We start from the raw sequence: 21,377 nt of genomic DNA, 5'->3' as shown, positions 1-21,377 counted from the left end.
TTGGATGGTTCTTCAATGGCGCTTGGAAAGCTTAGCCGTTGGTACTCGGGACGCAATGCTCCCTTTCGGGTCAGGGGTGTCGTCAACCATACTCCGTGCCGAATATGCCATAGAGCCTGCTGGAGCACTGATGAATATTGAACACGCCGCAGTCATCCGCGAGACCTTTCCCGTCGGCCCGCTGCAGTGCAACTGCACCATCATCGGCGACCCGGGTGGCAACCATGAGCTGATCCTGGCGCGCCTTGATGCATTGGGCCTCAAGGTCGTGAGCATTATCCACACCCATGCCCATCTCGATCACTTCCTGGCGTCCGGTCAGTTGAAAGAGAAGACCGGCGCCACGTTGCACTTGCACAAGGAGGATCAATTCCTCTGGGACAATCTGGAAATGCAATGCCAGATGTTTCGCGTTCCCTACACCCCGGTGCCTTCGCCTGATCGCTGGCTGGAAGATGATGAAGAATTGGCCTGCGGCTGCGGTGTGGCGTTGCACGCACCGGGGCATACGCCGGGGTCGATGAGCTTCTGGTTTGCCGATGCCAAGCTGCTGATTGCGGGTGACACGCTATTTCGTCGCGGTATCGGGCGTACAGATTTGTGGGGCGGGGACCAGGCGACCATTGTGCGTTCGATCAAGCAGCGCTTGTATACCTTGGATGAGGGCGCGACGGTGGTGACCGGTCACGGCCCCGATACCCGGCTGGGTGATGAAATGCGCGAGAACCCTTTTGTGCGGGCGTAACGCAATAATTGCCAGGCAGGTGCTGTTCTATAGCAGGCACGCCTTGTCGCAAAAACTCAGGTCGTGTTCAGCGTGCGTCTGCTACGGTTTCTGTAGCCACGGAATTTTTACCGTTTGTCGCGTTCCAAACTCGGCACAGGTCCATTGCCAATGTCCTTTGCACCTTAGAATGCAAAAGTAGGAGCTCCCCCATGTTCACTTCGCGTCGTCTGCTTGTTGTTGCTACCGCCGTAGCCTTGTTGTCCGGCTGCGCATCACCTAACCCTTATGACGGCAGCAGCCAGGGACAGGCGAGTAACCAGTCCGGCGGTATGAGCAAGACCGCCAAGTACGGTGGCCTGGGTGCCCTGGCGGGTGCATTGGCGGGGGCGGCCATCGACCATAACAACCGTGGCAAGGGCGCACTGATCGGTGCAGTGGTTGCGGGTGCCGGTGCTGCGGGCTATGGCTACTACGCCGACCAGCAGGAAAAGAAACTGCGTGAAAGCATGGCCAATACCGGTGTTGAAGTTCAGCGCCAGGGCGACCAGATCAAGCTGATCATGCCGGGCAACATCACCTTCGCGACCAACTCGGATGCGATCTCCAGCAGCTTCTACCAGCCTCTGAACAACCTGGCCAACTCGCTCAAGCAGTTCAACCAGAATACCATTCAGATCGTTGGTTACACCGACAGCACCGGCAGCCGCCAGTTGAACATGGACCTGTCCCAGCGTCGTGCGCAGAGCGTGGCCAACTACCTGACGTCCCAGGGTGTCAATGGTGCCAACCTGACTGCACGCGGTGCCGGCCCGGATAACCCGATTGCCAGTAACGCAGACGTTAACGGCCGTGCCCAGAACCGTCGCGTTGAAGTGAACCTCGGTCCAATCCCAGGCCAGCAGTATGGCCAGCCAGGTGCCCAGCAACAGGCGCCACAGCAGAACAACCAGTTCCAGGGTAATCCGTACTCTCAATACCAATAAACGTTAATAAAAAAGGGCGCCATGCGGCTAATGCCGATCAGTTAAGCCTCATTGCTTGACCTTTGGCCGCAAGAAATCAAAATCCGATGCCTGAATAGGCATCGGATTTTTTTACGCGTCTGGCTCGGGCATTGGAACTAGCCCACAACGTCGTCTCGACTCCCGATTCCCTCAAGGGATTGGATTCGTTGCTTGATCCCTCTCTGGTCGAGCAGGCATTGCAACAGGCCGTGTCGCCACCTTGCGCAAGCGGCGCTTATCGCAGCAACGAAATGAAGCTGGCAGAGCAACTGATCGACACCACGCCGGATCACTCGTTGACGCTGTTCGATCGCGGCTTTTACTCCCTGGGGTTGCTGCATCAGTGGCAGCAGGCCGGCACCGAGCGGCATTGGTTTATGCCGTTACGCAAAGGGGCGCAGTACGAAGTCATTCAGCGATTGGGCCGTCAGGATGCGGTGGTCTCGTTAAGCACTTCGCCGCAGGCCCGCAAGCAATGGCCGGGATTGCCGGAGCGCCTTACCGCAAGGCTCCTGAGCAAAACCGTCAAGGGCAAGGTCTGTCAGACTTTGACGTCGATGGCCGACTCGCTGCGCTTCCCACCTGATGAAATCGTCGACCTGTACAGCCATCGCCGGGAGATCGAATTAGGGTTCCGGGATGAAACAGACACTGCTCAACAGCAGCTACACGCTGGGTAGCAAGACGCCCGAGATGATCGACCAAGAGTTGTGGGGGAGGTGCTGGGCTACAACCTGTTGCGTTATCAGATGGTGGGAATGAGCCGCCATTGTCCGGGCATCCATCTGTGCGAACTGAGCTTCACCGCGTGTACTTGGGCTATCCGGCTGAAATCGCCGAAGTACCCGATCGAAAAATAAAAATGCCAGTCAGCTTAACTGACTGGCATTACGCCATGCGGCGGCCTTTTTTGTGGCTGCGTGTTCAGGTCAATCGATGTACTCGAAGACCTTGACGATTTTTTGCACGCCGGACACACCCTGCACCAGATTGGATGCACGGGTTGCTTCCGCCTGGGTCAGCAGACCCATCAGGTAAACGATGCCGTTGTCGGTGACGACCTTGATGCGCGAACCAGGGATCGCGTTATCAGTGAGCATCTGCGCCTTGATCTTGGTGGTCAGCAGGGCGTCATTACTGATGGCCAGCAGAGTGATCGGTTCCATCACCTGCAACTCGTTGTGCACCTTCTTCACGCGCTGCACAGCGGCAGCGGCTTGCTCGGCCTGGGCCTTGAGGTCGGCGCGTGGCGTCTGGCCTGCTAGCAGCACGACGCCGTTGAAGCTGGTGACAACAATGCGTGATGCGCCGTTGCCCAGGTCGGTCGCGGCCTTGGCGACGTTGACTTCGACCTTGGTTTCGATCAGCGAGTCATCGATCTTGCTGCCGAAGGTACGGGTGCCCTTGTCGTCCTGAATAGGGGTGTCACGTGTTGCGGTGATGGCCGTGCTGCAGCCGCTGATAGCGAGGCACAGGGTAATGGCCAAAAGGCTGAGGCGGTTAACGGTCATTCTTCACTCCCAAACAGTTGGCTGTCGATCAGATCGCACAGGCAGTGGATCGCCAGCAGGTGGACTTCCTGAATACGTGCGGTGACATTGGCCGGGACGCGAATCTCCACGTCTTCCGGCAACAGCAGCGAGGCCATGCCGCCACCATCGCGTCCGGTCAATGCTACGACAATCATTTCGCGATCATGTGCGGCCTGGATCGCTTGAATAATATTCGCCGAGTTGCCGCTGGTGGAAATCGCCAGCAGCACGTCACCCGGTTGGCCCAGGGCGCGGATCTGCTTGGAGAAGATTTCGTTGTAGCTGTAGTCGTTGGCGATCGAGGTGATCGTCGACGAGTCGGTGGTCAAGGCAATGGCCGGCAGGCTCGGGCGCTCACGTTCGAAACGGTTGAGCAGCTCCGACGAAAAATGCTGGGCATCGCCGGCCGAACCGCCGTTGCCGCACGAGAGCATTTTGCCCTCGTTGAGCAGGGCATTGACCATGACCTGACTGGCTTGCTCGATGTGCGGTGCAAGTACGTCCATCGCCTGTTGCTTGGTGTCGATGCTGGCCTGGAAAAGCTGGCGAATTCGGGATTGCATGTCCATCTGTGTGACCTTAAGTAGCGCGGCTGTTTGGCACAGGAATGTGTAGCCCGCAAAGCAAAGAGCAAAAGTGTGTGGTGAAGATGTCCGGCGAATCAGCTGTCGAAGGCATTTTTAAGCCAGTTCAGATCAGCCTGACCAGACGGTGTGCTTTCTATGGCAACCACATCGAAACGGCAGGGGGCGTCGGCCCAGCGATGCTCTTTTTGCAGGAAAAACTGCGCCGCGAGTATCAGTTTCTGACGCTTGCGCCCGTCGATACTGGCGAGCGCGCCACCCCATTGTGCGTGTTTTCTGTAGCGGACCTCGACGAATACTACTGTATCGCCGTCAAGCATGACCAGATCAAGCTCGCCGCGTTTGCACAACCAGTTCTGCGCCAGTAGGCGCAGACCCTGCTGTTGCAAGTGTTTCAGTGCTTGAAGTTCGGCGTCCTTGCCGCTTTGTGCGTTGGACCGCTCGGGCATCAGCGCGGGGTGTCCGGCAGGCGCTGGATCCCGCCACCGACGAACTTGGCCCATGGCAGCTGGCGATCAACGCGCTGGTTGGTGCTGATGCCCAGGTTGCCCGAAAGGCCGTCAACACGGGTATCCGGCAATGCCTTGAGTTGGCCCAGGCGCGGCGCCAGGCGGTAGGCATCGACGCCCATCGCATACAGGCGACCCAGGCTGCCATTGGCTTGCGGCCATTGGGCAGCAACCTGGTTGCGCAGAGGATCGGTGGTGTTGAGCAGCCAAGGGGTTTCGCAGAACATCACGTTAGTCATGTCCAGGTACTGGTTCTTGTCGCCGCTGGCGCTGAACACGTGGGACGTGGCGTACACCGGCAAATCACCGGCGTATTGGAAGTTCAGGGTCGGCTTGATCTGCTGGGCCAGCTGCGGGGTCACGGCCAGGAAGATGAACTCAATGTCCTGGCGACGCGAGGGTTGCGCGGCTACGTCGGTGCCGACGGTGCTTTGCAGGCTCTTGGCGCGGCCTTCGCTTTTACGCAGTTGGAGCAGTTCGGCAATTTGCTGGGCGAGGGCGACTGGCTGGTCGACATACTCGACACCCATCACCGTGCCGCCATTGGCTTCCCAATCCTGGCGGAAGGCCTTGTAGACACGCTCGCCCCACTCACCACGTGGCACCATCGCCGCAGCGCGATGCAGGCCGTCGGCACGTGCGCGGCGCGACACTTCGCGGGCTTCGTCTTCAGCAGCCAGGCCGAACTGGAACAGCTGCGGCGGGCCTTGGTCAGTCTCGCTGTAGTTCAGCGCCAGGGTGGTAATCGGCAACTGAGGCCGTGCGCTGAGCTGTTTGACCAGTGGTTTTTCCAGCGGACCGACCACTAGTTGCACGCCTGCGGCCTGGGCCTTGGCGTAGAACTCATCAATGGACGTCAGGCGCGAGCTGTCATAGAACTCGATGACCGGCGGCTTTTGCCCGGCTTGTTCAGCCTGGTAGTGCGCAGCCATGAAACCCTCGCGCAGTGCTTTGCCGACGGCGGCCAGCGGGCCGCCTTGGGGCAGCAGCAGGGCAATCTTGGTCAGGGGCTGGCTGGCCAGCTCCTTGAGTTTGATCAGCGGCGACGGCAGTTGCACGGCGGCTGGGTGGCCCGGGTTCTGTGCACGCCAGGTGTCGATCGCGGCTTGTTGTTGCTCCAGCGTACCGGCGCCCTTGACCGACTGGGCGAGGGTGATCCAGCCGTCCAGCACTGGGTTCCCGCTGGCTTGCAGCTGTTCGGCCGGCAGGGCGCCAATCAGTGCCCAGATGGCTTCGTGGTTGCTGTTGGCGGCATCGCCAGTGAGCAGCGGGGCCATGGCAACACGCTCACGCGCAGCCGCCAGGGTCTGGCCATCGGCTTCATAAGCACGGGCGTGCACGCTGCCTGTGCGGATCTGCTGTTCAGGCGGCAGGTCCTTCAGGTTTTGCAGGCTCGGGTGGCTCAGGGCGGTCAAGGCGGCCTTGGGCTGGTTGCGTGCCATGGCCAATTCGGCGGCCAGGGTGCTCGCAAAAACCTGCGGGGCTGGCTTGAGGATATCCAGGGGCACCTGCGCCAGAATCTGCGCTGAGCGGCCTGAGTTGTGCTGTTTGTACGCCATGTCTGCCGCACTCAGGCGTAGCATGGCGGCCTTTTCTGGCGTGTTGGCAGTCGTGGCCTGTTCGAGCAGTTGCTCGATACTGGCGTCCGGAGTCCGTGGAAGGTCGCCAAGGCTGGAAGAGGGCGAGCTGGCGCAAGCGGCCAGCAAGGCAGCGAGGCAGAGGGCGGAGAGCAGCCGCAGGCAAGCGATCATGTAAGTGTTCCTGATACCGATCAAATTAGCGTGGAATTGTACCCAAGCACTGGCCCAGGCGCGATGTTAGTGGCGTGAAACTGTCGATTTAGGTCGTGTAAATGTTGCTACCAGCGACTAACGGCTGAAACGGCATCAACCTTGATGGCATATTTTCAAGGCGCCTACGCGCTACAATGTCGCTTTTGCCAACCAACGAGGTGTGCGTTTTGACTGCTCCAGGTCCTTTGAATTCCACTGCAGGCTCGCTTTTTGTCGTGGCGACGCCCATTGGCAACCTGGACGACATCAGTGCGCGGGCGCTTAAGGTGTTGCGCGACGTCAAATTGGTCGCGGCTGAAGACACGCGGCACTCCCAGCGATTAATGCAGCATTTTGGTATCAGCACCCCACTTGCGGCCTGCCATGAACATAATGAGCGCGAAGAGGGCAGTCGTTTTATCGTGCGCCTGCTGGCCGGCGACGATGTGGCGCTGATCTCCGACGCGGGCACGCCGCTGATTTCCGACCCAGGCTACCATCTGGTGCGCCAGGCTCGGGCTGCGGGTATCAATGTAGTGCCTGTTCCGGGGGCGTGCGCGCTGATCGCCGCATTGTCGGCGGCAGGTTTGCCCTCCGACCGTTTTATCTTCGAAGGTTTTCTGCCGGCCAAGGCCGTGGGCCGTCGCGCGCGTCTTCAGGCGTTGAAGGAAGAGCCGCGCACCCTGATCTTTTACGAGGCCCCGCACCGCATCCTTGAATGCCTGCAAGACATGGAGCTGGTGTTTGGCGGCGAACGCCTGGCACTGCTGGCCCGTGAGCTGACCAAGACCTTTGAAACACTAAAGGGCCTGCCTTTGGAAGCGCTGCGCGGGTTTGTCGAGGGCGACAGCAATCAACAGCGCGGCGAGTGCGTGGTGCTGGTGGCGGGCTGGACGGCGCCGGAGGATGAAGACGCCGTGGGCAGCGAGACGATGCGCATCCTTGACCTGCTGCTCAAGGAAATGCCCCTCAAGCGTGCTGCGGCCCTGGCGGCGGAAATTACCGGCGTTCGCAAGAACCTCTTGTACCAGGCTGCGCTGGATAAACAGAAAGCCGAATAGTTTTTGGCTAAAACCTGTATTCCGTCTGAACGTGATGGCAATTCTGAACTTTTATTACTTGTCCTAAGTCCGCCGTGCCGTTAACCTTCGCGGCGGAGAGTCGATTGGACAGTCGCTGCCTTCTATGAAAATTAGGAGGGGGAGGAAAGTCCGGGCTCCATAGGGCGAAGTGCCAGGTAATGCCTGGGAGGCGTGAGCCTACGGAAAGTGCCACAGAAAATAACCGCCTAAGCGCTTCGGTGCCGGTAAGGGTGAAAAGGTGCGGTAAGAGCGCACCGCACGACTGGCAACAGTTCGTGGCTAGGTAAACCCCACTTGGAGCAAGACCAAATAGGGTCCCAAGGCGTGGCCCGCGCTGGGACCGGGTAGGTTGCTAAAGGTGTCCAGTGATGGCCATCGTAGACGAATGACTGTTCAAGACAGAACCCGGCTTACAGATCGACTCTCCACCTTTTTTCTTCTGTCTGAATCTCGGGCAGAAAACCGGTAGTAGCGCAAGAATCCCTCCCTGCCAAATCATTGGCAGATGCATCTTCGTAATACCAAAAAAATCTTACTCTTAATAAATCACTTTAACTTTAAGCCATAGCTCTTTGAGCTATCTGTGCTTGTTGAGCCAAAAATACCGACGAACTCTGGTTTCTCCTCCGTTTACGCTCCTAAATCTCCGTTCTGTAAGGCTTTTCCTTGAATCCGTGCCTTGACGGTGTGGTGGGCGCATTCCTATAGTGTGCGCAAGTGGCGGAAAGTGGCACAAAGTGGGTTTTTTGAACGTAAAACGCTAAAATTTGGAGAAACGCATCTGTGTTTCGCGGAGCTAATGCAATCAGTCTCGATGCAAAAGGCCGTCTCGCTATGCCGAGCCGGTATCGCGACGAGCTGATTTCGCGAAGTTCCGGGCAGTTAATCATCACCATCGATGCCGTTGACCCTTGTTTATGTGTTTACCCGCTCGATGAGTGGGAGTTGATTGAAACCAAACTGCGCGCCCTGCCTTCATTGCGTGAAGAAAACCGCCGCCTGCAGCGTTTGCTGATTGGTAATGCCGTCGACCTCGAACTCGATGGCAGCGGTCGCTTCCTGGTGCCTCCGCGTTTGCGCGAGTACGCCAAGCTGGATAAGCGCGCAATGCTGGTCGGCCAACTGAACAAGTTCCAATTGTGGGACGAAGATGCCTGGGATGCTGTTTCTGCAGCAGACCTGGCTGCTATTCAACAACCGGGCGCTATGCCTGATGAACTGCGTGATTTGATCCTGTGACTATTGATAGCGGCTTTAACCACATCACCGTACTGCTTGACGAAGCTGTTGAGGCTCTCGCCGTACGCGCGGATGGCTGCTATTTGGATGGCACTTTCGGCAGGGGTGGGCATAGCCGGTTGATCCTCAGCCAGCTTGGGTCGGACGGTAAACTCCTCGGGTTCGACAAAGACCCCCAAGCGATTGCCACCGGGCAAGCGCTAGCGGCCGAAGACGGCCGCTTTGTCGTTGTGCAGCGTAGCTTTGCCGAACTGGGCGCTGAAGTCGCCGAGCGCGGCATGGCGGGCAAGGTGGCCGGGGTTTTGCTCGACTTGGGCGTGTCTTCGCCACAGCTCGACGACCCGGAGCGCGGCTTCAGTTTCATGAATGACGGCCCGCTCGACATGCGCATGGACCCTACGCGTGGCGTCAGTGCTGCCCAGTTCATCGCCACCGCACCCGTGGAAGAAATCGCCCGTGTGTTCAAGGAATACGGTGAAGAACGCTTCGCCGGTCGCATGGCCCGTGCCGTGGTCGAGCGCCGCGAAATCCAGCCATTCGAGCGCACCGCTGATCTCGCCGAAGTGCTGAAAGTCGCCAACCCCGCGTGGGAAAAAGGCAAGAACCCGGCGACCCGTGCGTTCCAAGGCTTGCGTATTCACGTCAATAACGAATTGGGCGACCTGGAGGCCGGCCTCGAAGCTGCCCTCGAGGCGCTGGAAGTGGGCGGTCGACTTGTTGTGATCAGCTTCCACTCCCTGGAAGACCGTATCGTCAAACTGTTCATGCGTCGCCTGGTCAAGGGTGAGTCCGACAACCTGCCGCGCAACCTGCCGGTACGTTTCGACGCCTTTGTGCCGAAAATCAAAATCCATGGCAAACCGCAGTTCGCTTCCGAGGCCGAACTCAAGGCTAACCCACGTTCCCGCAGTGCCGTCATGCGCGTCGCGGAGAAGTTGCGGTGAGCAAGCTTTTTGCCAAGCCTCTTCCGGGCGGCAGCTTCTTCATGATGCTGTTGTACGTTGGCGTGCTGGTGTCCGCGATTGCGGTGTCCTACAGCGCGCACTACAACCGTCAATTGCTCAATACCCTGTACGGGGAATTGAGTGTGCGGGACAAGGCGCAAGCCGAGTGGGGCCGGCTCATCCTGGAGCAAAGCACCTGGACCGCCCATAGTCGCATCGAAGTGCTGGCCACCGAACAGTTGAAAATGCACATCCCCGGCGCGGCCGAAGTTCGCATGGTGACGCCATGATGAAGCTCGAAGGCGCACTCTACCCATGGCGCTTCCGCCTGGTGGTGGGGTTGCTGGCATTGATGGTGGGTGCGATCGCCTGGCGGATCATTGATCTGCAAGTGATCGACCGTGAGTTCCTGATCAGCCAGGGCGATGCACGCAGTCTGCGGCATATTCCGATTCCTGCGCACCGCGGCCTGATCACCGACCGTAATGGCGAGCCTTTGGCCGTCAGCACCCCGGTGACTACCCTGTGGGCAAACCCCAAGGAACTGCAGGTGGCCAAGGACCGTTGGCCAGCGCTTGCCGCTGCCCTCGGCCAAGACCCGAAAGCCTTGGCCGAGCGTCTGGAAGCGCAAGCCAACAAAGAATTCATCTACCTGGTTCGCGGCCTCACCCCCGAACAGGGCCAGCAAGTGCTCGATCTTAAAGTCCCCGGTGTCTACGGCATCGAGGAATTCCGTCGTTTCTACCCGGCGGGTGAAACCACCGCGCACATGGTCGGCTTTACCGACATCGATGACCACGGCCGAGAAGGTGTGGAGCTCGCCTACGATGAATGGCTCGCCGGAGTTCCCGGCAAGCGACAAGTCATCAAGGATCGGCGCGGGAGGTTGATCAAGGATGTCCAGGTCACCAAAAACGCCAAGGCCGGTAAGCCCTTGGCGTTGTCGATTGACCTGCGCCTGCAATACCTGGCCAACCGCGAGCTGCGTAACGCGATCATCGAGAACGGCGCCAAGGCCGGCAGCCTGGTGATCATGGACGTGAAGACCGGCGAGATTCTTGCCATGGTCAACCAGCCGACCTACAACCCCAACAACCGTCGCAACCTGCAACCGGCGATGATGCGCAACCGCGCGATGATCGACGTGTTCGAACCAGGTTCGACCATGAAAGCCATCTCGATGAGTGCCGCCTTGGAAACCGGACGCTGGAAACCCAGCGACAAGGTCGAGGTGTACCCAGGCACCTTGCAGCTGGGAAAATACACCATTCGCGACGTATCTCGCTCCGAAGGTCCTGTGCTGGATTTGACAGGTATCCTGATCAACTCCAGTAACGTGGGCATGAGTAAGGTCGCCTTCGATATCGGCGGCGAAACCATTTACCACCTGGCGCAGAAGCTCGGTTTGGGCCAACCCACCGGCCTGGATTTCCCTGGCGAACGTGTGGGCAACCTGCCTAACTATCGCGACTGGAAAAAGGCCGAGACCGCCACACTTTCCTACGGCTACGGCCTGTCGGTGACGGCGATCCAACTGGCCCATGCTTTCTCTGTATTGGCAAATAATGGCCGGATGGTTCCGCTGAGCCTGATCCACATCGACGAAGCGCCGAAAGCCACCCAGGTCATCCCGGAAAACGTCGCCAAGACCATCCAAGGCATGCTGCAACAAGTGATCGAAGCACCGCGCGGTGTATTCCGTGCCCAAGTGCCGGCGTATCACGTGGCCGGCAAGTCGGGTACCGCGCGCAAGACATCGGTCGGCACCAGGGGCTACGCCGAAAACTCCTACCGTTCGTTGTTCGCCGGCTTCGGTCCGATGAGCGACCCACGCTACGCCATCGTCGTCGTGATCGATGAGCCGAGCAAAGCGGGCTACTTCGGCGGCCTGGTATCGGCGCCGGTGTTCAGCAAAGTAATGTCCGGCACCCTGCGCCTGATGAACATCACGCCGGACAACCTGCCGCCGACTCAACAAGCGAACGCCGGACCACCGACCGCTGCTGTAAAAGCCAATGGAGGGCGCGGCTGATGTCTCTTAGCCTGAACAAGATTTTTGCCCACGCTGGTCGCGATTTGTTGATTCGCGAGTTGAGCCTGGACAGTCGTAGTGTGCGTGCCGGTGACCTGTTCCTGGCCGTGCCTGGCGGTAAATTCGATGGCCGCGCGCATATCGCAGACGCGTTGCAGCGTGGTGCAGCCGCCGTGGCTTACGAAGTGGAAGGCGCTACCGTGCTGCCGATCACTGACGTGCCATTGATTCCGGTCAAAGGCCTGGCTGCGCAATTGTCCGACATTGCCGGCCGCTTCTATGGCGACCCGAGCCGCCAGCTCAATCTGGTCGGCGTGACCGGTACCAACGGCAAGACCAGCGTGACCCAATTGGTCGCCCAGGCCCTTGACCTGCTCGGCCAGCATTGCGGCATTGTTGGCACCTTGGGCACCGGTTTCTACGGCGCGCTGCACAGCGGCCTGCACACCACGCCAAACCCGATCGCTGTGCAAGCGACCCTGGCCGACCTGAAAAAGGCCGGTGCCAAGGCGGTTGCGATGGAAGTGTCGTCCCATGGCCTGGACCAGGGGCGCGTAACCGCGCTGGCGTTTGATGTGGCGGTGATGACCAACCTGTCCCGTGATCACTTGGACTACCACGGCACCATGGAAGCCTACGCGGCAGCCAAGGCCAAGCTGTTTGCCTGGAATGACCTCAAGTGCCGGGTCGTGAACCTGGACGACGCGTTCGGTCGCCAACTGGCAGCCGAAGACCGTGAATCGCGCCTGATCAGCTACAGCCTGGAAGACTCCAGCGCTTACCTGTATTGCCGCGAAGCCCAATTCAATGACGAAGGCGTGCGCGCCACCTTGGTTACACCGCAAGGCGAACACCATTTACGCAGCACCTTGCTCGGTCGCTTCAACCTGAGCAACGTACTCGCCGCTATCGGCGCGTTGCTCGGCCTGGACTACGCCCTGGACGAAATCCTGCGCGTACTGCCCAAGCTGGAGGGGCCGGCCGGTCGCATGCAGCGCCTGGGTGGCGGCACGCAGCCGTTGGTGGTGGTCGATTACGCCCACACGCCAGACGCTTTGGAAAAAGTACTGATGGCCCTGCGTCCGCACGCCAAGGGCAAATTGCTATGCCTGTTTGGTTGCGGCGGCGATCGCGATCGCGGCAAACGCCCGCTGATGGCCGACATTGTCGAACGCCTGGCTGATGGCGTGCTCGTCACCGACGACAACCCACGCAGCGAAGACCCGAGCCAGATTTTTGACGACATTCGTGTTGGCTTCAAAGAGGCGTCCAAGGCCACGTTCGTTGCCGGTCGCGGCGCCGCTATCGCCCAACTGATCGCCAGCGCCAGCGCTGACGACGTGGTCGTGCTGGCCGGCAAAGGTCACGAGGACTACCAGGAAATCAACGGCGAGCGGCATGCCTTCTCCGATCTGCTCGAGGCTGAGCATGCCTTGACGGCCTGGGAGGTCGCTCATGCTTAAAGCGATGACGTTCAGCGAACTTGCCCAGGCGCTGTCGGCCCGTGTGTTGTCGGGCGATTGCAGTTTCGACGGCGTCAGTATCGACAGCCGCGCCATCACGCCGGGGCAACTGTTTGTTGCCCTGACCGGTCCGCGTTTCGACGGTCATGACTACCTGAATGACGTCGCCGCCAAAGGCGCCGTCGGCGCGTTGGTGCAGTACGAAGTCGCCGATTCCACCTTGCCGCAATTGCTGGTCGCCGATACCCGTCTGGCCTTGGGCCAGCTGGGCGCGTTGAACCGCGCCGCCTTTGTTGATAAGCCGGTTGCAGCCATCACCGGCTCCAGCGGTAAGACCACGGTCAAGGAACTGCTTGCCGGTGTGCTGCGCACGCGCGGGCCGGTCCTTGCCACACGTGGCAACCTGAACAATGACTTCGGCGCTCCGCTGACCCTGCTTGAACTCGCCCCGGAACACACCGCGGCTGTGATCGAACTGGGCGCTTCGCGCGTCGGTGAAATTGCCTACACCGTGACCTTGACCAAGCCTCACGTGGCAATCATCAACAATGCCGGTACCGCCCATGTCGGCGAGTTCGGTGGCCCGGAAAACATCGTCCAAGCCAAAGGTGAAATCCTTGAGGGCCTGGATGCGTCGGGCACTGCTGTTCTGAATCTTGACGACAAGGCTTTCGAAACCTGGCGGGTACGCGCTGCCGGGCGCAAGGTCCTGACGTTTGCCGTGCTGAATGCAGCGGCCGATTTCCATGCCTCCAACATCACGGTCGATGCGCGTGGATGCCCGTCCTTTACCTTGCACACTCCGCAAGGCAGTGAGCACGTGCAGTTGAACCTGCTGGGCAACCACAACGTCGCCAACGCCTTGGCCGCCGCCGCTGCTGCTTACGCCTTGGGCGTATCGTTGTTCGGTATCGCCACCGGGTTGGGCGCGGTGCAGCCGGTCAAGGGCCGCACTGTGGCGCAGTTGGCCACCAACGGCATGCGCGTGATTGATGACACGTACAACGCCAACCAGTCCTCGGTCTGCGCCGCCATTGACCTGCTCAAAGGCTTTGACGGTCGCAAGGTACTGGTGCTGGGTGATATCGCCGAACTGGGCAAGTGGGCCGAACAGTCGCACCGAGAAGTCGGTGCGTATGCCGCAGGCAACGTTGACGCGCTCTACGCCGTCGGCCCGAACATGGCTCACGCGGTAAACAGCTTTGGTTCCGGCGCGCGGCATTTCGCGACCCAGGCCGAGCTGATCCAGGCGCTGACGGCGGCTGAACAAGACAAACACACAACCATTTTGATCAAGGGATCGCGCAGCGCGGTGATGGAAAACGTCGTCGCGGCCTTGTGTGGCTCAAGTACGGAGAAACATTAATGCTGCTGCTGCTGGCTGAGTATCTGCAACAGTTCCACAAAGGCTTCGCGGTCTTTCAGTACCTGACCCTGCGCGGGATCCTGGGTGTGCTGACCGCGCTGTCTCTGTCGCTGTTTTTGGGGCCGTGGATGATCCGCACCCTGCAGAACCTGCAAATTGGTCAATCGGTTCGCAATGACGGCCCGCAGTCGCACCTGTCCAAATCCGGCACGCCGACCATGGGCGGCGCGCTGATCCTCTCGTCCATCGGCATCAGCACCTTGCTGTGGGCTGACCTGCACAACCGTTATGTCTGGACGGTGCTGCTGGTGACCTTGTTGTTCGGCGCCATCGGCTGGGTGGATGACTACCGCAAGGTGATCGAGAAAAACTCCAAGGGGCTGCCAAGCCGCTGGAAGTATTTCTGGCAATCGGTGTTCGGCCTGGGCGCAGCGATTTTCCTGTTCATGACGGCGCCGAGCGCAGTCGAGACCACTTTGATCATCCCAATGCTCAAGGACGCCAGCATTCCACTGGGCATCGGCTTTGTGGTGCTGACCTATTTCGTGATCGTTGGCTCAAGCAACGCGGTCAACCTGACTGACGGCCTCGACGGCCTGGCGATCATGCCGACGGTGATGGTCGGCGGTGCGCTCGGCATCTTCTGCTACCTGTCGGGTAACGTGAAATTCGCTGAATACCTGCTGATCCCTTACGTACCAGGCGCGGGTGAGTTGATCGTGTTCTGCGGCGCGCTGATCGGTGCTGGCCTGGGGTTCCTGTGGTTCAACACCTACCCGGCACAAGTCTTCATGGGCGACGTCGGCGCACTGGCACTGGGCGCGGCCCTGGGCACCATCGCGGTGATCGTTCGCCAGGAAATCGTGTTGTTCATCATGGGCGGTGTGTTCGTGATGGAAACCCTGTCGGTGGTCATCCAGGTGGCCTCCTTCAAATTGACCGGGCGTCGTGTGTTCCGCATGGCGCCGATTCACCACCACTTTGAACTCAAGGGCTGGCCCGAGCCGCGCGTGATTGTCCGTTTCTGGATCATCACCGTGATTCTGGTCCTGGTCGGCCTTGCCACCCTGAAACTGAGGTAGAAACGAGTGTCCCTGATCGCTTCAGACCACTTCCGCATCGTTGTCGGCCTCGGCAAGAGCGGCATGTCCCTGGTTCGCTTCCTGGCGAACCGGGGCACGTCGTTTGCCGTGGCGGACACGCGGGAAAATCCACCGGAGCTGGTCACGCTGCGCCGTGACTACCCGCACGTGGAAGTGCGTTGTGGCGAGTTGGATGTCGAGTTTCTGTGCCGTGCCGACGAGCTCTACGTGAGCCCCGGCCTGGCAATCGCGACACCGGCCCTGCAAGCCGCAGCAGCGCGGGGCGTCAAGCTGTCCGGCGACATTGATCTGTTCGCACGTAACGCGAAGGCACCGATCATCGCCATCAGCGGCTCGAACGCGAAAAGCACCGTGACCACTCTGGTTGGCGAGATGGCGGCGGCGGCCGGCAAGCGCGTGGCCGTGGGCGGCAACCTCGGCACGCCGGCGCTGGACCTGCTGAGCGACGACGTCGAGCTTTACGTGATGGAGTTGTCGAGCTTCCAGCTGGAAACGACTCACGACCTCGGTGCTGAAGTCGCCACCGTATTGAACGTCAGCGAAGATCACATGGACCGCTATAGCGGCCTGCCTGCGTACCATCTGGCCAAGCACCGGATCTTCCGTGGCGCCAGGCAAGTGGTGGTCAATCGCCAAGATGCATTGAGCCGCCCGCTGATGGGCGAGGGCCTGCCGTGCTGGACCTTCGGCCTCGGCAAGCCGGATTTCAAAACCTTCGGCATTCGCGAAGAGGACGGCGAGAAATACCTGGCCTTCGAATTCCAGAACCTGATGCCGGTGCGCGAGCTGAAAATCCGTGGCGCACATAACCAGTCCAACGCCCTGGCGGCCTTGGCGCTCGGCCATGCCGTGGGCCTGCCGTTCGACGCTATGTTATCGGCCCTGCGCACCTTCGGCGGTCTTGAGCATCGCTGCCAGTGGGTCCGCGACCTGGATGGCGTGAGCTATTACAACGATTCCAAGGCCACCAACGTCGGTGCGGCGCTGGCTGCCATCGAGGGCCTTGGTGCCGATATCGAAGGCAAGCTGGTGCTGATCGCTGGCGGTGACGGCAAAGGTGCCGACTTCAAGGACCTTAAAGGTCCGGTCGCTGCACATTGCCGTGCCGTGGTGCTGATGGGGCGCGATGCTGACTTGATCGCTGCTGCGTTGGGCGAAGGCGTGCAACACATACGCGCCACGTCCCTGGACGACGCCATCGCCCAGTGCAAAGCCCTTGCCCAGCCGGGCGATGCGGTGCTGCTGTCGCCGGCATGCGCCAGTTTCGACATGTTCAAGAACTACGAAGAGCGCGGCCAGCTGTTCGCCCGCGCCGTGGAGGCCTTGGCATGAGTATCGACTTCAGAAACATCATCAAGCCGTACCCGTCGCCGATTATTACCGGGCGCGGTATCGACCTGGATTTCCCAATGCTCGCCGGTTGCCTGGCCCTGCTTGGCCTGGGCCTGGTGATGATCACGTCGGCGTCCTCCGAGGTGGCCGCCGTGCAGTCGGGCAACACCCTGTACATGATGATCCGTCACTTGGTGTACCTGGTGATCGGCCTCGGTGCCTGCGTCGTAACCATGATGATCCCGATCGCTACCTGGCAACGCCTGGGTTGGCTGATGCTGATCGGTGCGTTTGGCTTGCTGGTCATGGTGATCCTGCCCGGCATCGGCCGCGAGGTGAACGGTTCGATGCGCTGGATCGGTTTCGGTGCGTTCAACGTGCAGCCGTCCGAAATCGCCAAGGTATTCGTGGTGATCTACCTCGCCGGCTATCTGGTGCGGCGCCAGAAAGAGGTGCGCGAAAGCTGGATGGGTTTCTTCAAGCCATTCATCGTGCTGCTGCCTATGGCCGGCCTGTTGCTGATGGAGCCCGACTTCGGTGCCACCGTCGTCATGATGGGCGCGGCGGCGGCGATGCTATTCCTCGGTGGCGTCGGGCTCGTACGCTTCGCCTTGATGGTCGTGCTGGCGGTGGTCGCGGTCTACCTTCTGGTCCTGGCGCAACCCTATCGGATGGCCCGCCTGATTACCTTTACCGACCCATGGTCCGATCAGTTTGGCGCGGGTTACCAGTTGACCCAGGCGCTGATCGCCTTTGGCCGCGGCGGGTGGTTTGGCGTGGGGTTGGGGAACAGTGTGCAGAAACAGTTTTACCTGCCGGAAGCCCACACCGACTTCGTGTTCTCGGTACTGGCGGAAGAGCTTGGTGTCGTGGGTTCGCTGTGCACTGTTGCGCTGTTTGTATTTGTCTGTGTGCGCGCCATGTACATAGGCCTGTGGGCAGAGAAAGCCAAGCAGTACTTTGCCGCCTACGTTGCGTATGGGTTGGCTTTCCTATGGATCGGCCAATTCCTGATTAACGTCGGGGTAAATATCGGGCGGCTGCCGACCAAGGGCCTGACCCTGCCGTTCCTCAGCTACGGCGGCAGTTCGTTGGTGATTTGCTGCATCTGTCTGGGCTTGTTGTTGCGTATCGAGTGGGAGAGTCGAACCCACTTGGGCAGTGAGGAGATGGAGTTCAGCGAAAGTGACTTCGCCGAGGAGCCGACCCATGGGCGCTAACGTGCTGATCATGGCGGGCGGCACCGGGGGCCACGTGTTCCCGGCCCTGGCCTGCGCGCGCGAATTCCAGAACCGTGGCTACACCGTGCACTGGTTGGGAACACCGCGTGGCATTGAAAACGAATTGGTACCCAATGCCGGCTTGCCCCTGCACCTGATCAACGTCACCGGCCTGCGTGGCAAAGGCAAATTGTCCTTGCTCAAGGCGCCGTTTGTGTTGCTCAAGGCGGTATGGCAAGCGCGCAAGGTCATTCGCGAATTGAAACCGGTGTGCGTGCTCGGCTTTGGCGGTTACGTGACCGGCCCGGGTGGCGTCGCCGCCAAGCTTGCCGGCGTGCCGGTGATCGTGCACGAACAGAACGCCGTCGCCGGTACTGCCAACCGCCTGCTGGTGCCCTTGGCTGCACGGGTGTGTGAAGCGTTCCCGAATACGTTTGCAGCATCGGACAAGCGTCGCACCACCGGCAACCCGGTGCGCACTGAACTGTTTATGGACATCGCTCGCGAAGCATTGGGCGGGCGCAAGGCGCACCTGCTGATCCTGGGTGGAAGCCTCGGCGCCGAGCCGCTGAACAAACTGCTGCCGGAAGCCGTGGCGCAACTCCCTGTGGAAGTGCGCCCGGAGGTCTTCCATCAGGCCGGCAAGCATCACGATGAAGTCACCGCGACGCGCTACCGCGAAGCCGGTGTAGAGGCGAACGTACAGCCCTTCATCAAAGACATGGCCCAAGCCTATGGCTGGGCCGACCTGGTGGTTTGTCGCGCTGGTGCGCTGACCGTCAGTGAACTGGCCGCCGCCGGTCTGCCGTCCTTGCTGGTGCCTCTGCCCCACGCGATTGACGATCACCAGACCCGCAACGCCGAATATTTGGCCGGGGAGGGCGCTGCCTTCCTGCTGCCGCAAAGAACGACTGGCGCCGCCGATTTGGCCGCACGCCTGACCGAGGTTTTGATGCAACCGGAACGACTCAATAACATGGCGAGCACCGCAAGCCGCCTGGCCAAACCTGACGCAACCCGTACTGTGGTCGATATCTGCCTGGAGGTGGCCCATGGTTGAGAATCAGAAAGCCATGCCGCAACCGGAAATGCGCCGCATCCGTCGCATCCACTTCGTCGGTATCGGCGGAGTGGGCATGTGCGGCATTGCCGAAGTATTGCTGAACCTGGGCTACCAGGTGTCTGGCTCTGACTTGAAAGAGTCGCCGGTCACCGAGCGCCTGAAAACCTTTGGCGCGCAGATCTTCATCGGCCACCGTTCCGAGAACGCCGCCGAAGCCGACGTGCTGGTAGTGTCCAGCGCTGTGAACACCTCCAACCCGGAGGTGGCCACGGCCCTTGAGCGCCGTATTCCCGTGGTGCCACGCGCCGAGATGCTCGCCGAGCTGATGCGCTATCGCCACGGCATTGCCGTTGCGGGTACCCATGGCAAAACCACCACGACCAGCCTGATCGCCTCGGTGTTCGCGGCCGGTGGCCTAGACCCAACGTTCGTGATCGGCGGCCGCCTGAATGCAGCCGGCACCAACGCCCAGCTCGGCACCAGCCGCTACTTGATCGCCGAAGCCGATGAAAGTGATGCGAGCTTCCTGCACCTGCAGCCGATGGTCGCCGTCGTCACCAACATCGACGAAGACCACATGGCGACGTACGACGGCGACTTCAACAAGTTGAAGAAAACCTTCGTCGAGTTCCTGCACAACCTGCCGTTCTACGGTCTGGCGGTGGTGTGCCTGGATGATCCGGTGGTGCGTGAAATCCTCCCATCGGTCAAGCGCCCAACCGTGACCTACGGCTTCAGCGAAGACGCCGACGTGCGCGCGATCAATGTGCGCCAGGAAGGCATGCAGACCTATTTCACCGTGCTGCGCCCGGACCGTGAACCGCTGGATGTCTCGGTGAACATGCCGGGCAACCACAACGTCTTGAACTCGCTCGCGACTATCTGCATTGCGAGCGACGAGGGCGTCAGCGATGAAGCCATCGTCGAAGGTCTGTCGCGCTTTGCCGGCGTGGGCCGTCGCTTCCAGGTCTACGGCCAACTGCCGGTAGAAGGCGGCGACGTGATGCTGGTGGACGACTATGGTCACCACCCCACCGAAGTGGCCGCCGTGATCAAGGCCGTGCGTGGTGGCTGGCCGGAGCGCCGCCTGGTGATGGTCTACCAGCCGCACCGTTACAGCCGTACCCGGGATTTGTACGACGATTTCGTCAATGTATTGGCCGATGCCAACGTGCTGTTGTTGATGGAAGTCTACCCGGCCGGTGAAGAACCGATCCCGGGTGCCGACAGCCGCAAGCTGTGTAACAGCATCCGTCAGCGTGGCCAGTTGGACCCGATCTACATCGAGCGCGGTGTGGACCTGGCCCCTATCGTCAAGCCACTGCTGCGTGCCGGCGACATTCTGCTGTGCCAGGGGGCCGGTGACATTGGCGGCCTTGCCCCGAAACTGTTGGCGAGCCCATTGTTTGTAAAAGAAGTGTTTGCGGCCGCGAAGGGGGGGGCGAAATGACCACTGACTACGCCTCCCTGTTCTCCACTATCACGCCTGACGACTTCGGTCGCGTGGCGGTGTTGTTCGGCGGCAAAAGCGCTGAACGCGACGTGTCGCTCAAGTCCGGCAACGCCGTGCTTGAAGCCCTGCAAAGCGCTGGTGTGAACGCGTTTGGTATCGACGTAGGCGACGACTTCCTCGCCCGCCTGCAGGCCGAGAAAATTGACCGCGCCTTCATCATCCTGCACGGCCGTGGCGGTGAAGACGGCAGTATGCAAGGCCTGCTGGAGTGCGCTGGCATTCCTTATACCGGCAGCGGCATCCTCGCTTCGGCATTGGCCATGGATAAGCTGCGCACCAAGCAGGTGTGGCACAGCCTGGGCATTCCGACCCCGCGTCACAGCGTGCTGTGCAGCGAAGACGATTGTATTTCTGCAGCCAAGGAACTGGGCCTGCCTTTGATCGTCAAACCAGCCCATGAAGGCTCCAGTATCGGCATGGCCAAAGTGAACTCGGCCGCCGAATTGATTGACGCATGGAAAGCGGCAAGCACCTACGATTCGCAAGTATTGGTTGAACAGTGGATCCAGGGTCCCGAGTACACCATCGCCACCCTGCGTGGCCAGGTATTGCCGCCCATCGCATTGGGCACGCCCCACACCTTTTACGACTACGACGCCAAGTACGTGGCTTCCGATACCCAGTACCGGATCCCGTGCGGCCTTGATGCAACCAAAGAACAGGAATTGATGGACCTCACGGCGAGAGCCTGTGAGGCACTGGGTATCGCCGGTTGGGCGCGGGCAGACGTGATGCAGGATGACCAAGGGAATTTCTGGTTCCTTGAAGTCAACACCGCTCCGGGCATGACCGATCACAGCCTGGTGCCCATGGCCGCTCGCGCAGCCGGTCTGGATTTTCAGCAGTTGGTGCTGGCGATCCTCGCGGCAAGCATTGAGCCCAGAGGCTAAGA

The 21,377-nt window shown here is 60.4% G+C and carries 19 protein-coding genes, 1 other RNA gene and 1 pseudogene; 17 read left to right on the top strand and 4 right to left on the bottom strand.

Annotated features, from left to right (window positions below; genetic code table 11):
• The first annotated feature begins 130 nt into the window (after positions 1 to 130).
• From AACY30_RS05610 to AACY30_RS05600, 3 genes and pseudogenes are all read left to right on the top strand, one after another.
• Positions 131 to 745: an MBL fold metallo-hydrolase gene (locus tag AACY30_RS05610; RefSeq protein WP_339539984.1), complete on the top strand. Its 615-nt coding sequence runs from the start codon at positions 131 to 133 to the stop codon at positions 743 to 745.
• A gap of 191 nt (positions 746 to 936) precedes the next feature.
• Positions 937 to 1,710: an OmpA family protein gene (locus tag AACY30_RS05605; protein WP_339417569.1), complete on the top strand. Its 774-nt coding sequence runs from the start codon at positions 937 to 939 to the stop codon at positions 1,708 to 1,710.
• A 188-nt stretch (positions 1,711 to 1,898) separates the two neighbouring features.
• A pseudogene (locus AACY30_RS05600) lies at positions 1,899 to 2,534 on the top strand (IS4 family transposase); the annotation flags it as partial.
• A gap of 126 nt (positions 2,535 to 2,660) precedes the next feature.
• Here AACY30_RS05600 and AACY30_RS05595 read toward each other — a convergent pair.
• The 4 genes from AACY30_RS05595 to AACY30_RS05580 form a co-directional block, all read right to left on the bottom strand.
• Positions 2,661 to 3,242, bottom strand: coding sequence for a BON domain-containing protein (locus AACY30_RS05595; RefSeq protein WP_065875057.1), 582 nt, complete (start codon positions 3,240 to 3,242; stop codon positions 2,661 to 2,663).
• A complete protein-coding gene (locus AACY30_RS05590; RefSeq protein WP_007904374.1) occupies positions 3,239 to 3,832 on the bottom strand; it encodes a phosphoheptose isomerase in 594 nt (197 codons plus the stop codon). Before AACY30_RS05590 ends, AACY30_RS05595 begins: the two co-directional genes overlap by 4 nt.
• 92 nt (positions 3,833 to 3,924) lie before the next feature.
• Positions 3,925 to 4,296 (bottom strand): YraN family protein, encoded by a 372-nt coding sequence (locus tag AACY30_RS05585; protein ID WP_339468512.1) that lies wholly within the window; start codon positions 4,294 to 4,296, stop codon positions 3,925 to 3,927.
• Positions 4,296 to 6,107 (bottom strand): penicillin-binding protein activator, encoded by a 1,812-nt coding sequence (locus AACY30_RS05580; protein WP_339539983.1) that lies wholly within the window; start codon positions 6,105 to 6,107, stop codon positions 4,296 to 4,298. Before AACY30_RS05580 ends, AACY30_RS05585 begins: the two co-directional genes overlap by 1 nt.
• 176 nt (positions 6,108 to 6,283) lie before the next feature.
• Here AACY30_RS05580 and rsmI point away from each other — a divergent pair, with 176 nt between their 5' ends.
• From rsmI to AACY30_RS05510, 14 genes are all read left to right on the top strand, one after another.
• A complete protein-coding gene (gene rsmI / locus AACY30_RS05575) occupies positions 6,284 to 7,189 on the top strand; it encodes a 16S rRNA (cytidine(1402)-2'-O)-methyltransferase (protein WP_339539982.1) in 906 nt (301 codons plus the stop codon).
• Between the two features lie 96 nt (positions 7,190 to 7,285).
• An RNA gene (rnpB, locus tag AACY30_RS05570) (RNase P RNA component class A) lies at positions 7,286 to 7,639 on the top strand.
• A 354-nt stretch (positions 7,640 to 7,993) separates the two neighbouring features.
• Positions 7,994 to 8,449: a division/cell wall cluster transcriptional repressor MraZ gene (mraZ, locus tag AACY30_RS05565; protein ID WP_003171868.1), complete on the top strand. Its 456-nt coding sequence runs from the start codon at positions 7,994 to 7,996 to the stop codon at positions 8,447 to 8,449.
• Positions 8,446 to 9,393 (top strand): 16S rRNA (cytosine(1402)-N(4))-methyltransferase RsmH, encoded by a 948-nt coding sequence (rsmH, locus tag AACY30_RS05560; RefSeq protein WP_445261416.1) that lies wholly within the window; start codon positions 8,446 to 8,448, stop codon positions 9,391 to 9,393. Before mraZ ends, rsmH begins: the two co-directional genes overlap by 4 nt.
• Positions 9,390 to 9,683, top strand: a complete 294-nt coding sequence (gene ftsL, locus AACY30_RS05555; protein ID WP_339417576.1) for a cell division protein FtsL — start codon at positions 9,390 to 9,392, stop codon at positions 9,681 to 9,683. The genes rsmH and ftsL overlap by 4 nt, the downstream gene beginning before the upstream one ends.
• Positions 9,683 to 11,425 carry a peptidoglycan D,D-transpeptidase FtsI family protein gene (locus tag AACY30_RS05550; RefSeq protein WP_339468674.1) on the top strand — a complete coding sequence of 581 codons (1,743 nt, stop codon included), beginning with the start codon at positions 9,683 to 9,685 and terminating at the stop codon, positions 11,423 to 11,425. The genes ftsL and AACY30_RS05550 overlap by 1 nt, the downstream gene beginning before the upstream one ends.
• On the top strand, positions 11,425 to 12,888 hold the full coding sequence (locus AACY30_RS05545) for a UDP-N-acetylmuramoyl-L-alanyl-D-glutamate--2,6-diaminopimelate ligase (protein ID WP_339539981.1): 1,464 nt from the start codon (positions 11,425 to 11,427) through the stop codon (positions 12,886 to 12,888). The genes AACY30_RS05550 and AACY30_RS05545 overlap by 1 nt, the downstream gene beginning before the upstream one ends.
• On the top strand, positions 12,881 to 14,254 hold the full coding sequence (locus AACY30_RS05540) for a UDP-N-acetylmuramoyl-tripeptide--D-alanyl-D-alanine ligase (protein WP_339539980.1): 1,374 nt from the start codon (positions 12,881 to 12,883) through the stop codon (positions 14,252 to 14,254). The genes AACY30_RS05545 and AACY30_RS05540 overlap by 8 nt, the downstream gene beginning before the upstream one ends.
• Positions 14,254 to 15,336, top strand: a complete 1,083-nt coding sequence (gene mraY / locus AACY30_RS05535; protein ID WP_065875052.1) for a phospho-N-acetylmuramoyl-pentapeptide-transferase — start codon at positions 14,254 to 14,256, stop codon at positions 15,334 to 15,336. Before AACY30_RS05540 ends, mraY begins: the two co-directional genes overlap by 1 nt.
• Positions 15,337 to 15,342: 6 nt before the next feature.
• Entirely contained in the window at positions 15,343 to 16,689 is a 1,347-nt protein-coding gene (murD, locus tag AACY30_RS05530; RefSeq protein WP_339539979.1) for a UDP-N-acetylmuramoyl-L-alanine--D-glutamate ligase, read from the top strand.
• A complete protein-coding gene (gene ftsW / locus AACY30_RS05525) occupies positions 16,686 to 17,909 on the top strand; it encodes a putative lipid II flippase FtsW (RefSeq protein WP_339417582.1) in 1,224 nt (407 codons plus the stop codon). Before murD ends, ftsW begins: the two co-directional genes overlap by 4 nt.
• Entirely contained in the window at positions 17,899 to 18,969 is a 1,071-nt protein-coding gene (gene murG / locus AACY30_RS05520) for an undecaprenyldiphospho-muramoylpentapeptide beta-N-acetylglucosaminyltransferase (protein WP_339468519.1), read from the top strand. The genes ftsW and murG overlap by 11 nt, the downstream gene beginning before the upstream one ends.
• Positions 18,962 to 20,422: a UDP-N-acetylmuramate--L-alanine ligase gene (murC, locus tag AACY30_RS05515; protein ID WP_339468520.1), complete on the top strand. Its 1,461-nt coding sequence runs from the start codon at positions 18,962 to 18,964 to the stop codon at positions 20,420 to 20,422. The genes murG and murC overlap by 8 nt, the downstream gene beginning before the upstream one ends.
• Complete coding sequence (locus AACY30_RS05510; RefSeq protein WP_339539978.1) at positions 20,419 to 21,375, top strand: D-alanine--D-alanine ligase; 957 nt, start codon at positions 20,419 to 20,421, stop codon at positions 21,373 to 21,375. The genes murC and AACY30_RS05510 overlap by 4 nt, the downstream gene beginning before the upstream one ends.
• Positions 21,376 to 21,377: the final 2 nt, after the last annotated feature.

Source organism: Pseudomonas sp. RA_5y_Pfl1_P24 (assembly GCF_963970945.1).
In the GTDB taxonomy this organism is placed as follows: domain Bacteria; phylum Pseudomonadota; class Gammaproteobacteria; order Pseudomonadales; family Pseudomonadaceae; genus Aquipseudomonas; species Aquipseudomonas tritici.
The sequence above is the reverse complement of the archived record's forward strand: the minus strand, read 5'-3'. Positions and strand labels throughout refer to the sequence as shown.